Consider the following 14,406-nt stretch of genomic DNA (forward strand, 5'->3'; position numbering starts at 1 on the left):
TCGAGCACCTCCCTTAAGGCTGATAAATCAGGCTGCTGACATCCACCGGCTGCCGGAAGATTTTTCTTTCGGTGAACACGTCATAAAACTTCTGGAACCACGCCAGATTGTCGCCTTTTAGCTCGTCGTACATGACAAACCCCGGCAGCGGCACTTCTTTACTCAATTCGGCCTCAATGCTGGTGTAACCCGTGATGTGATCGCGAGCGGCTTCTGGATTCTGCTGAATAAACTGCACCGATTTGGCATAGGCCTGCGTGAAGCGTTTTGCATCCGCCGCCCGACTTTCGATAAAACCGCTATTTAACGCCGCCGCACCACCAAACCACGGCGCATCGGGATTATCGAGTACATAACGCGAGATCACGCCTGTTTCCAAGGTTCGCGACAACCCTTTCAGCCGACCGACAGTTCCCGTCGGTTCCAGCGTATAAACCCCGTCAATCTGACCAGCAGCCAGCGCAGCCACGTGCTGCCCGACTGGCAATTCCGTCACGCGCAGCTCGTCCGCCGTAAAGCCATTTTTCTCCAGAATGATTTTGGTCATCACCACATTCTGAATACCCGGCCCACAGGCGATACGTTTGCCTTTCAGTTCCGCGATACTTTTTACGTCGCTGTTTAACGGCACCAGAAATTCATCCAATACCATCTGATGATTAGAAGGATTCGAGCAAATGATCTTGAACAGGCCGGGTGAGGTAATCGCCCCTAATCCCAATGCGCCGGTGGCCGTACCGTTGGCGCATCCGTGTATGCGGCCCGTGATCATCCCCTCGACAATCTGTTGCGGGCTGGCGAATTTCACCGCTCGCACATTCAGCCCAGCCTCTTTGAAAAAGCCCCGCTCAACGCCCACATATAAAGGCAAGCCGCCCACAATCGGCCAGTAACCAATGCGAATTTCTTCACCTTCGGCTGCAAAAGCCATTCCCGGCAGCAAGCTGCTTAGCGTCAACGCACTCGCACTAATGGCTGACCATTGCATTAACTGCCTGCGTTTACGATCGATCTTGTCATTGTTATTTTTCATGGTGTTCCCCCTTCAACGGTGAGCTAACAACAGCCGATAACCACCAGCCTGAAAAAACCGATCAGGTCGATTGCCTGAGTCGCCCCATCTTGTACACAAGATGGTATGTAAGACTAAGCACAGGCCGTGCCATGTTTATCGGCACTACAAAACCCAGCAAATACGCTGTTCCGGCAGCGTTAGCGCACCAAAAAAAAGCAAAACGTTACAAAAATGCATTGCGAGTGATGCAGAGTGACGAGCCGTCAGTACATCGTCTTCTTGCTGAAGCAGACAAATGTGGCATCATAAAAAACCACATCAGAGGCGATATTCTTTTCTACGTTAGGGATTGTCATGCCAATCATGCACACGGACGTTTTATCCATCGATTTCCCCCCGAGTTTCACTTCCGTTGAGCAAATCGGACAAGGTGCTCTCGGCCAGTATTCCACCGATGACAGTCTCGTCGTGCTGGATATTTATCCGATCGACAGGGAATTGCTACACAAAACAGAAACGGGACAGACCGAGCGATATCGCACCTTCTGCGGAAAAATTTATGGGGAGCTCACCTGGCTTGAAGAAAAAACATTAGCCCTTGAAAACTACAGCGCATTGTTAATGACGGCCGAAGGGGTTTACGGCTTAGCTTACCTGTTCGCGTTTATCCGCTTAACCGACACAGTTTGCCTTTTCGCTGGGGGATACTGCCCGCTGGAACAGCAACAAGAGCACTTCATCACAATAGAAACTGCGCTGCGCAGCTTGCGAATTGTCACTGCAACACCAGAAACGGCATTGCACAGCCACCTAAAAGCGAAGGGAGCAGAGGCAGAGACTGATACCGCACAAGACAACGAGATGAAAGCAAAGCAGGTAAACATCGCAGAGACACCAGCCTATCTCCCTATAATGCAAGATCCTGCCCTGCACCCGTTGCTGGCGGAGCATTCTCCACAGCGACAACATCTCATAAATATGTTGCTCTCGGCTGACGCCATCGTCCCCATCGCCGATTCCGTGGCTGGTACCTTACGCAGTAGTATCGATTTCTATCATGGTGCAGAAGACGACCACACTGCGCTGGGCAATCATCGGCTGGGCGGCCTGCCGGATTTACCTATCGATATCCCCTACCCTTGCGTCAGCACCACCGAAGACACCTTGCTCGAATACAAGGAGTGCTGGCAAGAACGCGAGGACGAAAAAGACATATGTATTTTTCCCTGGGACGATGTCACACAAAGCTATTGTGTACCGTTGGAATTTATTGCGCAGATAGACTGCCGCGATTTGGCCACATTGCAAGACTATCTGCCGCGCGAAGGTACGTTATTCTTCTTTCTGGAATGCGGAAGCAGCCCTTTAACGGCCAGAGGAAAGGTGATTTATGTGCAGGACGCCGCAAGCCTGTGCAGCGGTACACGCTTTGCCGATCTTGCTTTCAATGACGAGAAAACGCTCGGGCAAAAGCCTGCCTTTACACTGCATCCCAGAGCCAGCGTCACCGTACCCAGTTTTTACGCATTGCGTCAAAACCCCCATCTTGGCTCCATACTCTGCTCACGCCTGAGTCTGGAACAGCAGGTTGAGTTGGACGATGATGAATACGACGATGCGTTATCCCATCTCGGCTTCGCACAATATTACGCCTGGCAGTTACGGCAACTGGGCGCATTCAATCTGTTGCCTGATAGTAAAGTGACTAAAGAGCAACTCGCCTGGATGATCGAAAAGGACATGCTGCCGTCAGACTTTTCGCCTGATGTCTCATTGCCCGAGTATCAGGGTATTGCCCGAATCAACGGTTGTGGCTTCAGCCAGCATGAATTACCAGAGTTGCAGGCAGCACAGGCGTTAGGCGGTGAAGCACAGGACTGGCTGGTGCTGTTTCAGGTCTGTCTGGATGGACAATTTCAGTGGGATGATGGCACGCTGAATTTCATCATTCACCGTACCGACCTCGCAGCCCAACGCTTCGATCGGGTATTCATGGTCTGCGATTACTGAGAATTTGCGCTGATTAGCAGGTAAGTACGACGACAACCCATTGCTGGCTAATGATGGTGATTGTCGTCGATGTTGCGTGGTACAGGCTCAAGACCTGGCGCTGATCTGCGTGAAGACATCTTGTAGAGTGGCAGCCTCATAGGTTGGCGCGATGTCCGAATCGTTGGCGGCTCCACCTGCATTGAACCAGCAGCTGTCTATGCCGTACAGGTTCGCCCCAAGAATATCGGCATCGAGTCTGTCGCCCACAATGACCGCCTCGGCTTTTTTGAACGAGCTGAACTTGCTGGCGGAGAACTCGAAGAAACGCGCATCCGGCTTGGCGAAGCCGCAAGCTTCAGAGGTGGCGACAAACGAAAGCCAATCTGCCAGACCCGAATTCGCCACTCGCTGCGCCTGCACATGCTCAATACCGTTGGTAATAATGCCAACTTCACCAATCTCGGCAAGCGCTTCACAGATCTGAACCGCGCCATCCACCAGCACCACGGTCTCAGGCAGGCATTCCAGATAGAGATTGCTCGCTTTGTGAGGATCGATATCGATGCTATGCAGGGAAAAAGTGCGACGGAATCGTTCTACTTTCAGTAAATCCTTGGTGATTTCCCCCTTCTCAAATTCACTCCATAACAGGGAATTCTCACGCTGATAGTCTGCGAACAGGGTCGTATTTTCAATATCGACGCCGAGGTTCGTCAGCGTACGCACGAACGAAAGACGCTCGGAGGCTTTGAAGTCCAACAGCGTGTCGTCAAGATCAAACAGGAAATGGCGGTATTTCATAAATGTTGGTTACTCTGCATCAAGGAATCGCTTCTGACAGGGACGGACTGCGCTGGCTTAGCTGCTGTCAGCGCGCGGTTAACCCCCAGAAGCACGACGAGGAATGATAGCGTCAATAGCCCGATCATCACCCACGGAAACGCGCCCGGGCCTGCGCTGCTGAGGAGCAATCCTCCGATGACGCCCCCTGAGGCCACCGCGGTGTTCCACGATGTGGTCGACATCGATTGTGCGACGTCCACGGCATCAGAGGAAAGGTGAGTCATTGCCGTTTGCGTGACGACGGAGAATCCCCCAAAGGAGATGCCCCACATAAAGACTGCCAGAATCAGAATGGCCTGTACATCGGACCAAAGGCCCAGAAGGAGCGTCGCAGCGGCGAATAATAACACCTCGGCAGGGCCGAGACGCTTGAGATTTCCATCGACGATAATGCCTGACAGTACGAGGCCAAACACCGCCCCCGCGCCGAAAATGAACAGCACGCCGTTGAGCCAGTCTCCCATGGCGGAAGCCACGAGGAAAGGCTCGATGTAAATATACAGAATGTTGTGCGTGACGATGTAGGTGAGGATCAACGCAAGCGTCGCCCCGACGCCACGCTTGGCTGCGACCTGAGGCAGCGATAGCCGCTTATCGGCCGATTCACCTGGGAAATCGGGAGCAAAGAGCGCGATCCAGACGGCAAGGAGCACCGCGATAACCGACACGAGCCCAAAGGCGCCCTGCCAGCCAATCGCCGAGCCGAGAAGGCCGCCAATGGGTACGCCGAGGACCAGCGCTGCCGTAGAGCCCGCACCGACAATCGCGATTGCACGCCCGAGTAACCACCTGGGGACCATACGGGAGGCGTACCCGGCCAGCATCGACCAGACCACACCACCGAACAGGCCAGCGACAAAGCGGGCAGCCAGTGATAAAGCGTAGTTGTCTGAAACGGCGGTCACCGCATTAACAACGGCAAATCCGCTAATCGCGACGAGCAGCAGAGGCTTGCGTCTCAGCCCTCGCGTCAGCGCTGTCGCGGGGATCGCAGATAACAACGCCCCCAGAGCAAACGCCGTGATGAACTGGCCGGCCAGACTTTCGGATACATCAAGGCCCGTCGCGATCGAACTGAGGAGCCCTGCCGGCATGATCTCAGTCAGTAAGGTCAGAAACGCGGCTGTCGCAAGTGCGAGGAGCTTTAACACGGGGAGAGACGGGGTTTGGATTCGATTTGCACTCAAAATAATTATTTACCTGTAACGCTGGCCTGTCGTAACACACGGAATGGAGTAACACACTGAACTTGGCCATCTGAATAGCGATGATATCATCACATTCTTATACAACAGGTAACATAATGTTCGACACGGGCTGGCATCAACGTATCCGCAGAACGCATTCTGAAATAATATGCCAATGACGTTGTTCAGCATAAAAAGAGATAAATAGCGCATCTCGACAGCAGCGAAACACGCTACACATAAAATGGAATAATGATGCAATTACCAAACTGGGATGAGTTTTCTGATTTTTTTGCGGCTCAAGATGATGAGCCAGCCTGTGCAAGACGCAGAGCATTTTTGGAACAGCACGGGGAATACTGGCAGGTAGAGTCCGAGCTCAATGACTATCAGTCAACGTTTATGAGCGTCTACGGTATTCATATCGATTGGAAAGAAGGCATTTTCAGCCTGTTGGAGGAACTCTCGCAGATACTGGGTGAAAGGGTTTTCTCCGCTGAGCTCGACTATGACAGTGACATCGAAACCGCAACAATAGACTTCTCTGGCGGTCAGCATGTGTTTCGTCATTATTCAATAGGCAGTGCTGGGTACAGTACAGAATTTGCTCGGATTGAGCATCTGTTACTTCTTGGCGGATATGCACTGCGTGTACACAGGGAAAGCATGTTGAGCGATACCTTGTCTTTCTTGCTCATGCCCTTAAGCAAGTGGCAACGCGCCGAGCAGCAGTACGGTGCAGAATCAACCTCAACATACTTCACTTCGTATGAAAGCCTGTCTCTCGCACTTGACGACGAAGAACCGACAACCAGCGATACCCGAGTCAATCACCAAACATCACCCTATTTGCCGGAGCCTGACCTTCTTAACGTCTGGATGGTCCGCGCCTTTCTTTGGTGCGCACTTCCCGTGTTAACTATGTTCATAATTTATGTTTTGTGGGGTGTACTGACGAGAACAGAGCCGCTCCCCACGCCTCAACCTGAGGGCTGTGGAAACGTAGAAAAAATGCACTCGAACTTACGCCCTGAAGTAGCAGAACAGCTACAAGCCAACATGCGAAAAAGTTTAGGATGTAAATGATGTGGTTCGAAATAGGAACACGATATTCACAACAAAATTAAGCGTTTTGATTAGAAATTAATTAGAAGAGGTAACGAAAGATTGGAGCGGGAAACGAGACTCGAACTCGCGACCCCGACCTTGGCAAGGTCGTGCTCTACCAACTGAGCTATTCCCGCATATCGAACAGACACTAACAGGCGTTACGTCTGATTACTGCACACTGCCTGTATGGTGACAAACAGTGATAAAACTTGGAGCGGGAAACGAGACTCGAACTCGCGACCCCGACCTTGGCAAGGTCGTGCTCTACCAACTGAGCTATTCCCGCCCGGGAATCTTTACACGATGCTGAAGTTCTTTAATTGAAATTCTTCATCGGTATGGGGTGCGCATTATACGAGAAATCCGTTTAACCGCAAGCCCCCAAAAATGAAAAATTGTCTGACTGCTGATAAAAAAAACAATGCGCTGACAAAACAGGCGTTATGGCGTAAATAGCAGCAGATAGCTGGACATCACGCCCTGCCTGTTTTGCGTCACCGACTACAGTCGCAGAAAGTTCTCACGGTAATAGGCCAATTCCGCCAGTGATTCGCGAATATCGTCCATCGCCTGATGCGTGCCTTGCTTCTTAAAACCCGTCAGGATTTCTGGCTTCCAGCGTCGCGCCAGTTCTTTGAGCGTGCTGACATCCAGATAGCGATAGTGGAAGTAAGCTTCCAACTCTGGCATATAGCGGAACAGGAAGCGGCGATCCTGACCGATGCTGTTGCCACAGATCGGCGATTTACCCGCTGGTACCCATTTTTGTAGAAACGCCAGCGTTTCCAACTCGGCAGCGCGTTCATCCGTGGTGCTGGCTTTGACGCGATCCGTCAGGCCGCTGGCGCCGTGCGTACGCACATTCCAGTCATCCATCAGCGCCAGCTGGCTATCTGACTGGTGCACCGCCATTACCGGTCCTTCGGCCAACACATTCAAGTTTGCATCCGTCACCAGCGTTGCGATCTCAATGATGCGATCGTGATCCGGGTTCAGACCGGTCATCTCGAGATCGATCCAGATCAGGTTATTTTCATCTACCATCGTGGGAATTCCTGTTGCATTGTGCCCTGTCGTCGAGGCAAGGATACCAGTATCAATCTCAATGCTGATACCGATAAGGTGGTATCAGTTAATTAAAATCAAATAGGGTGTATTATAGTCTGTTCAAACGCGGCGAGCGACAACCCGCTGTCGTGAACGATAAATCGTCTTAAGTGAGGCTCAGTGAGCAAAAAGAAACTGTCGAAAGGTCAGCAGCGTCGGGTTAGCGCAAACCACCAGCGCCGCCTGAAAAAAACGGAAAGCAAAGTCGAATGGGAAGATAACCAACTGGGCGATGCGCAGGAAGGTATTATCATCAGCCGATTCGGTATGCACGCCGATGTGGAAGCCACCGATGGCGTGGTGCACCGCTGCAACATTCGTCGGACCATTTCATCGCTGGTCACGGGCGACCGCGTCGTCTGGCGACCCGGCCATGAATCACTCGCTGGTATCAGCGGGATCGTGGAAGCCGTTCACCCTCGCCATTCAGTCCTGACCCGCCCCGACTATTACGATGGCATTAAACCGATCGCCGCCAATATCGATCAGATCGTGATCGTCTCAGCGATCTTGCCAGAGCTGTCGCTGAACATTATCGATCGCTATCTGGTCGCCTGCGAAACGCTGGAGATAGATCCGCTGATCGTGCTGAACAAAATTGACCTGCTGGATGACAAATCCCGCCAGTTTGTTGATAAACAAATGGATATCTACCGCGCCCTCGACTATCGCGTACTGATGGTTTCCAGCCATACTCAACAGGGTATCCCTGAACTGGAACAGGCACTCACTGACCGTATCAGTATTTTCGCCGGACAGTCAGGTGTCGGGAAATCCAGCCTGCTTAATGCGCTGCTCGCACTGGGTGAAGAACGCATTCTGGTGAATGAGGTTTCTGATAACTCAGGATTGGGGCAACACACCACCACCGCCTCTCGGCTTTATCACTTCCCGCATGGCGGTGACGTGATCGACTCACCGGGCGTACGTGAATTTGGTCTGTGGCATCTGGAACCTGAACAGGTGACGAGTGGTTTCATTGAGTTACGTAAACACATCGGCTCGTGTAAGTTCCGCGACTGTAAACATGAAAACGATCCAGGTTGCGCGATCAATGCCGCACTTGCGCGTGGAGAGATTGCCACAGAGCGCTTTGATAACTATCACCGGATTCTGGAGAGCATGGCGCAAGTAAAAACGCGTAAAGGCTTTTCGGATACAGATAACTGACATTTATCATAACCGTCGCTACAATGCGCCCCTTTGAGGATAAGTGAATCCGCTTATTCTCTCTGGGCTACCGCTGACAGCGCTAAGCTAAGCGTGTTCCCCAGAAAGCTTGTTTTATGGCGCACTATTAATCCAAGAGGCTCACAGTGCTGGATAATATCAAAATCAAATTACAGTATTGGCTTCCCAAGATCTGGCTGACCCGCTTAGCGGGCTGGGGAGCAAATAAGCGTGCAGGAAAACTCACCAAGCTGGTGATCGATCTGTTTGTTCGCCAATACAACGTCAACATGCAGGAAGCACAGCAGCCGGATACCGCCTCCTACCGCACGTTTAACGAATTTTTCGTTCGCCCTCTGCGCCCAGGCATTCGCCCTGTCGATCCCCACGCGCACCGTCTGGTGCAGCCCGCAGACGGCGTACTGTCGCAGTTTGGCCCCATTACCGACGGCAAGCTGATTCAGGCGAAGCATCACGACTACACGCTGGAAGCGTTGCTGGCAGGTAACTATGTGATGGCCGATCTGTTCCGCGACGGCCTGTTTGCCACCATTTATCTTTCTCCACGTGATTATCACCGCCTCCACATGCCGTGCGACGGCGTGCTGCGCGAGATGATTTATGTGCCGGGTGACCTGTTCTCCGTCAATCTGCTGACGGCCGATAACGTGCCGAATCTGTTTGCACGTAACGAACGCGTCATTTGCCTGTTTGATACTGAATTCGGCCCAGTGGCACAGATTCTGGTCGGTGCGACCATTGTCGGCAGCATCGAAACCGTGTGGTCAGGCGTGGTGACGCCACCGCGTGAAGGCATCATCAAGCGTTGGACTTACCCACAGGCGGGTGAAGAAGGTGCAGTCGTGCTGGCGAAAGGCGAGGAAATGGGTCGCTTCAAGCTCGGCTCAACCGTGATTAACCTGTTTGCTGCAGGCAATAATCTCCAGTTTGCTGCACACCTGAATACCCTAAGCGTGACGCGTATGGGCGAACCGTTTGCCGAAGTCCGTCAGGATGAGCAAGCGCCTGTTGTCTTCCCGGAAGGAACCGAGCTGGAAGCCAACGACGCCGCACCGTCGCCTGCTGCTGTAACATCTGAACCAGCTCAGGTTGAGGGACAACATCCTGCAACTGATGCATCCGGCCAGACGGGCCACAAACCCGACGCGACGTAAATAACGTCAGATTTTTGTTGTTTGTAATACTGTAATAAAGGTAGCTAACGTGCGTCTGATTCTGACTTTTCTTTTGGGATGTTTATTATCAACTGCTGCGTTGGCTGCCACTGCGCCCAATGAGGCGCAGTTACGCCAGCAGCTACAGCAGGCGGAAGCCAACAAAGGTGCAGCCGATCAGGCGAAAGTCGTTGAAGAATATCAGGCTGCACTGAATACCCTGCAGGACCGCAAAGAGTCACTGGAGCGCGCCACACAGTATCAGCGCGTCATTGATGATTTCCCCAAACTGGTTCAAGAGCTGCGTCGCCAGCTTAATGCTGAAGACGGCAAACCGTCGTCTATTTCAGAAAGTCTCTCCAGCAACGATCTCGAACAACAGTTACTGCAAACCAGCAGCCAGCTTTTGGAACAGGCCCGCCAGCTCCAGCAAGAACAGGATCGGCTGCGTGAAATCAGTGATTCACTGAGTCAGCTTCCGCAGCAGCAAACTGAAGCCAGCCGCATGCAAAGCGAGGCGGAACGCCGTATTCAGTCTCTCGGTACTCCTGTTACCCCGCTGGGGCAAGCGCAGCTTGTCGCGCTTCAGGCCGAATCAGCCCTGCGCAAAAGCCGGGTCGACGAACTGGAGCTGGCACAGCTGTCAGCCAGCAATCGTCAAGAGTTGTCTCGGCTACGCGTCGAACTGTATAAAAAGCGTCACGACAGGCTGGATCTGCTGCAACAGGATTTACGCAGCAGACTCAACAACCTGCGCCAGCGCGAAGCCGAACAGGCATTAGAACGTACAGAACTACTCGCGGAACAAAGTGGCGATTTACCCAGCGTCATCAGCAAGCAGCTACAGGTTAACCGCGAGCTATCCGTCGCGCTGAATCAACAAGCGCAGCGGATGGATCTCATCGCCTCTCAGCAGCGTCAGGCTGCCACGCACACCATTCAGGTTCGTCAGGCGCTGAGCACCATCCGCGAACAGGCGCAGTGGCTTGGCGTCTCACCGATATTGGGTGAAACCTTACGGGCACAGATCGCCCGCTTGCCGGAAATGCCCAAACCTCAGTTGCTGGATAGCGACATGGCGCAGCTGCGCGTACAGCGCCTGCACTTTGAAGACCTGATCAACAAACCTCAGGATCTTGATAATGCCAAGCAGGATAACGGCGATCCGCTGACCAGCGCACAGCAGCGTATTCTGGCCGATCAGATGCGAACCCAGCGCGACCTGCTGACGTCACTGATCTCCGGCTGTGATTCACAGATACTCGAACTGACCAAACTCAAAGTCGCCAATAACCAGCTGGCGGATGCGCTAACCGAAACACGGGAAGCAGCCCATCGCGACCTGTTCTGGGTGGCGGATGTCGATCCCGTAACGTTCGCCTATCCGCTCAAACTGGTACAGGATCTAACCCGCCTGCTGTCATTAGATACGCTGACGCAGCTGGGTAGCGCGCTGGTGATGATGGTGACCAGTCAGGAAACCGTGCTGCCGCTGCTAGGCGCACTGCTGCTGGTTGGTTTTAGTATCAGCTCACGCCGCCACTATCATGCGTTTATGGAGCGTGCCAGCAGTCGTGTCGGCAAGGTCACGCTCGATCACTTTATGCTGACGCTGCGTACCGTGTTCTGGTCCATCCTTACCGCCCTGCCGCTGCCAGTGCTCTGGGCCGCGTTGGGATACGGGCTGCAAAACGCCTGGCCTTACCCGATTGCCGTCGCCATCGGCGACAGCGTGACCGCAACCGTGCCGCTGATGTGGCTGGTGATGATCAGTGCCTCATTCTCGCATCCGCAGGGGCTGTTCATTGTCCACTTCCGCTGGTCGCCGGAGCGCGTAGCCAGAGCGATGCGCTACTATCGTCTCTCCATCGCCTTTATCGTGCCGCTGATTATGGCGCTGATTACTTTCGATAAGCTCAACGATCGCGAGTTCTCTAGCACGCTCGGGCGGCTCTGTTTCATCCTGCTTTGTATGGCGTTGAGTTTGGTCACAACCGGATTAAAACGCGCGGGTATCCCGCTGTATCTGGATAAAGAAGGCTCGGGGGAAAACTCCGTTAACCGTGCGATGTGGAACATCCTGATCGCCATGCCGCTCGTTGCCGCGCTGGCCTCCTGCATCGGCTATCTGGCAACCGCACAGGCGCTGTTAGCCCGTCTGGAAACCTCCGTTTCTATCTGGTTCTTCCTGCTGGTGGTTTACCACATTATCCGCCGTTGGATGCTGATTCAGCGCCGCCGCATCGCCTTCGACCGCGCCAAACAGCGACGTTCGGAAATTCTGGCGCAGCGTGCCAAAGGTGAGGAAGACACGCCGTCTACGTCATCTCATGAAAGCAGTTCGGAAGCGGTGGAAGAACCCGTTGTCGATCTGGACGCCATCAGCGCCAAATCCTTGCAGTTGGTGCGTTCCATCCTGACGTTGATCGCACTGGTTTCCGTTATCGCACTGTGGTCGGAAATTCATTCCGCCTTCGCGTTCATGGAAAATATTAGCCTGTGGGATGTCTCCAGCACGGTCAAAGGCGTGGAAAGCGTGCAGGCGATTACGCTGGGATCGGTGCTGATCGCGATTCTGATCTTCATTATCACCGCGCAGCTGGTACGTAACCTGCCCGCCCTGCTGGAGCTGGCGATCTTACAGCACCTGGATCTATCGCCGGGCAGCGGCTACGCCATTACCACCATCAGCAAATATATTCTGATGCTGATCGGCTGTCTGATGGGGTTCTCGTTGATCGGGATCGAATGGTCGAAACTGCAATGGCTGGTTGCTGCACTGGGTGTGGGGCTCGGGTTCGGTTTACAGGAGATCTTCGCCAACTTTATCTCCGGCCTGATCATCCTGTTCGAGAAACCGATCCGTATCGGCGATACGGTCACGATCCGCGATCTCACGGGTAGCGTCATGCGGATTAACACCCGTGCTACCACCATTTCAGACTGGGACCGTAAAGAGATCATCGTGCCGAACAAGGCCTTTATCACCGAGCAGTTTATCAACTGGTCGCTGTCGGATTCGGTCACGCGTGTGGTGATGACGGTGCCTGCTCCCGCGAACGCGAACAGTCAGGAAGTCACGGAGCTGTTGATGGATGCAGTGAAGCGCTGTTCGCTGATTCTGGATACGCCAGAACCGGAAGTCTTTTTGGTCGACCTGCAACAGGGGATTCAGATTTTCGAGCTGCGTATTTTTGCCGCCGAAATGGGGCACCGTATGCCGCTGCGTCACGAACTGCATCAGCTGATTCTGGAAAACTACCGCAAACACAATCTGGAGCTTCCTTTCCCACCATTCCAGGTGAAAATGGACAATCTGTCGCGCAGTGGAAAAACGCTGACGCCACGGCAGCGGACGCCGGGCAGCTTATAAGAAAGGAAAACGGGCGGTGCCCAGATGTGGCACCGCCCTTATATCAGACCGGTTACGCGCGCTCTACGGAGAATGCAATCACGTCACTCAGCTTCTCGGCATTCAGCGCCAGCATAATCAAACGATCCACGCCCAACGCCACACCGGCACAATCCGGCAGACCGTGTTTCAGCGCCGCCAGCAGGTTTTCATCGATCGGCTGCTGTGGCAAACCACGCGCGGCACGCTTGCGGTTATCCTGCTCAAAGCGCTGACGTTGCTCATCGGCATCGGTCAATTCACGGAAGCCATTCGCCAGCTCGATCCCCTTGAAATAGACTTCAAAACGTTCGGCGACGCGATGGTCTTCCGAACTGATCTCTGCCAGCGAGGCCTGTGTTGCTGGGAAATGGTAGACAAACGCCGGTTTGTCACGCCCGATGTGCGGCTCAACGCCAAAGGTAAACAGCATCTGCACCAGCGAATCGCGATCGTCTTCACGGCAGGCGATATCGCCCAGCCCGAGTTTTTCTGCCGCTTCACGCAGTTGCGCTTTATCAACAGACAGAGGGTCGATCTCCAGATGGCGTAAAAACGCCTGCTGATAGGAGAGCATTTCCGCACTTTCACAATCCAGTACCTGCTGCAACAGGTCGTCGACCTCATTCATCAGGCGGTACATATCATAGTGAGGACGATACCATTCCAGCATAGTGAATTCTGGGTTGTGGTGCCGGCCTGATTCTTCATTGCGGAAACTGCGGCACAGCTGAAATATCGGTCCACTGCCAGCAGCCAGCAGACGCTTCATGTGGTATTCCGGGCTGGTCATCAAATACAGCGTCATACCATCCGCAGCACCAGGGCCAACGAAGCGGGTCTGGAACGGGTATAAGAAAACATCCGTTACCGTAGCCTGGCTCATCGCGGGCGTTTCAACCTCCAGTACACCACGATCGGTGAAGAAACGTCGGATAGCAGCAATGATCGACGCTCGTTTCAACAAATTAGCGACAGAAGCACTAGGTTGCCAACTTGTCGTCTCGCTCATGGTTCTTACTCCAAAGTCAAACAGGGGGTGCAGTCTACCCGCATCAGCCCAAATTTCCAGCGGAAAAAAGGCCAGACGCGCTTTTCAGCAACACATGATCTACCCTCTAAGAAGGCGCGGTCAGGATAGCAGCCATCAATTATATCCAGTGGATCATTTTCTTATATCCACCCCAAAAGGGTTATTAAAGAAATAAAAGCATTATTCCCCCCTAAATAAGTCTTTCGATCACGTTTTTATCAATAAATACGCGACCCACTAAAAAAACCGCAAAATGCAGGATCACATCAAATTTCATCTACCCATAATTCGGTATAATCATTCCCACACAAAAATTATAGGTTTATCTATTCTTTATACATCTATCACATAATTTTCAGCGGGTTTGATATTAAGCTCGGATA

At 53.0% G+C, this 14,406-nt stretch carries 10 protein-coding genes and 2 tRNA genes; 5 read left to right on the forward strand and 7 right to left on the reverse strand.

Going from position 1 to position 14,406, the window contains the following annotated elements; translation table 11 throughout:
- Positions 1 to 13 precede the first annotated feature (13 nt).
- Positions 14 to 1,033, reverse strand: coding sequence for an ABC transporter substrate-binding protein (locus tag EIP93_RS19695; protein WP_125233164.1), 1,020 nt, complete (start codon positions 1,031 to 1,033; stop codon positions 14 to 16).
- A gap of 336 nt (positions 1,034 to 1,369) precedes the next feature.
- Here EIP93_RS19695 and EIP93_RS19700 point away from each other — a divergent pair, with 336 nt between their 5' ends.
- Positions 1,370 to 3,025: a DUF1963 domain-containing protein gene (locus tag EIP93_RS19700; protein ID WP_125233165.1), complete on the forward strand. Its 1,656-nt coding sequence runs from the start codon at positions 1,370 to 1,372 to the stop codon at positions 3,023 to 3,025.
- Between the two features lie 87 nt (positions 3,026 to 3,112).
- On the opposite strand, the gene EIP93_RS19705 is transcribed toward EIP93_RS19700, so the two are convergent.
- Together EIP93_RS19705 and EIP93_RS19710 are read right to left on the reverse strand one after the other, a co-directional pair.
- Positions 3,113 to 3,808, reverse strand: a complete 696-nt coding sequence (locus EIP93_RS19705) for a YjjG family noncanonical pyrimidine nucleotidase (protein WP_103861959.1) — start codon at positions 3,806 to 3,808, stop codon at positions 3,113 to 3,115.
- Positions 3,805 to 5,037, reverse strand: coding sequence for an MFS transporter (locus tag EIP93_RS19710; protein ID WP_125233166.1), 1,233 nt, complete (start codon positions 5,035 to 5,037; stop codon positions 3,805 to 3,807). The genes EIP93_RS19705 and EIP93_RS19710 overlap by 4 nt, the downstream gene beginning before the upstream one ends.
- Before the next feature lie 252 nt (positions 5,038 to 5,289).
- Here EIP93_RS19710 and EIP93_RS19715 point away from each other — a divergent pair, with 252 nt between their 5' ends.
- A complete protein-coding gene (locus EIP93_RS19715; protein ID WP_306172965.1) occupies positions 5,290 to 6,123 on the forward strand; it encodes a hypothetical protein in 834 nt (277 codons plus the stop codon).
- Between the two features lie 82 nt (positions 6,124 to 6,205).
- Here EIP93_RS19715 and EIP93_RS19720 read toward each other — a convergent pair.
- The 3 genes from EIP93_RS19720 to orn form a co-directional block, all read right to left on the reverse strand.
- Positions 6,206 to 6,281 (reverse strand) — tRNA-Gly (locus EIP93_RS19720).
- Between the two features lie 76 nt (positions 6,282 to 6,357).
- Positions 6,358 to 6,433, reverse strand: a tRNA-Gly gene (locus EIP93_RS19725).
- Between the two features lie 215 nt (positions 6,434 to 6,648).
- The gene (gene orn, locus EIP93_RS19730; protein ID WP_010283124.1) at positions 6,649 to 7,191 is read right to left on the reverse strand and encodes an oligoribonuclease; all 543 of its coding nucleotides are present in this window, start codon (positions 7,189 to 7,191) and stop codon (positions 6,649 to 6,651) included.
- A gap of 183 nt (positions 7,192 to 7,374) precedes the next feature.
- On the opposite strand from orn, the gene rsgA reads away from it, so the two are divergent.
- The 3 genes from rsgA to mscM all read left to right on the forward strand — a co-directional run bounded on the left by rsgA (position 7,375) and on the right by mscM (position 12,972).
- A complete protein-coding gene (gene rsgA / locus EIP93_RS19735) occupies positions 7,375 to 8,424 on the forward strand; it encodes a small ribosomal subunit biogenesis GTPase RsgA (protein ID WP_044202676.1) in 1,050 nt (349 codons plus the stop codon).
- A 146-nt stretch (positions 8,425 to 8,570) separates the two neighbouring features.
- Positions 8,571 to 9,599 (forward strand): archaetidylserine decarboxylase, encoded by a 1,029-nt coding sequence (asd, locus tag EIP93_RS19740; RefSeq protein WP_125233167.1) that lies wholly within the window; start codon positions 8,571 to 8,573, stop codon positions 9,597 to 9,599.
- Between the two features lie 49 nt (positions 9,600 to 9,648).
- The gene (gene mscM, locus EIP93_RS19745) at positions 9,649 to 12,972 is read left to right on the forward strand and encodes a miniconductance mechanosensitive channel MscM (protein WP_125233168.1); all 3,324 of its coding nucleotides are present in this window, start codon (positions 9,649 to 9,651) and stop codon (positions 12,970 to 12,972) included.
- Between the two features lie 52 nt (positions 12,973 to 13,024).
- Here the strand turns inward: mscM and epmA are convergent, their stop codons facing one another.
- The gene (gene epmA, locus EIP93_RS19750; RefSeq protein ID WP_103861963.1) at positions 13,025 to 14,002 is read right to left on the reverse strand and encodes an elongation factor P--(R)-beta-lysine ligase; all 978 of its coding nucleotides are present in this window, start codon (positions 14,000 to 14,002) and stop codon (positions 13,025 to 13,027) included.
- Positions 14,003 to 14,406 lie beyond the last annotated feature (404 nt).

It is taken from the genome of Pectobacterium versatile, from assembly GCF_003932035.1.
GTDB classification, from domain to species: domain Bacteria; phylum Pseudomonadota; class Gammaproteobacteria; order Enterobacterales; family Enterobacteriaceae; genus Pectobacterium; species Pectobacterium versatile.

What these genes read in the sequence shown, in the direction of transcription:
- EIP93_RS19695 (WP_125233164.1), bottom strand. Translation starts at nt 1,033, where the DNA reads ATGAAAAATAACAATGACAAGATCGATCGTAAACGCAGGCAGTTAATG.
- EIP93_RS19700 (WP_125233165.1), top strand. Translation starts at nt 1,370, where the DNA reads ATGCCAATCATGCACACGGACGTTTTATCCATCGATTTCCCCCCGAGT.
- EIP93_RS19705 (WP_103861959.1), bottom strand. Translation starts at nt 3,808, where the DNA reads ATGAAATACCGCCATTTCCTGTTTGATCTTGACGACACGCTGTTGGAC.
- EIP93_RS19715 (WP_306172965.1), top strand. Translation starts at nt 5,290, where the DNA reads ATGATGCAATTACCAAACTGGGATGAGTTTTCTGATTTTTTTGCGGCT.
- orn (WP_010283124.1), bottom strand. Translation starts at nt 7,191, where the DNA reads ATGGTAGATGAAAATAACCTGATCTGGATCGATCTCGAGATGACCGGT.
- epmA (WP_103861963.1), bottom strand. Translation starts at nt 14,002, where the DNA reads ATGAGCGAGACGACAAGTTGGCAACCTAGTGCTTCTGTCGCTAATTTG.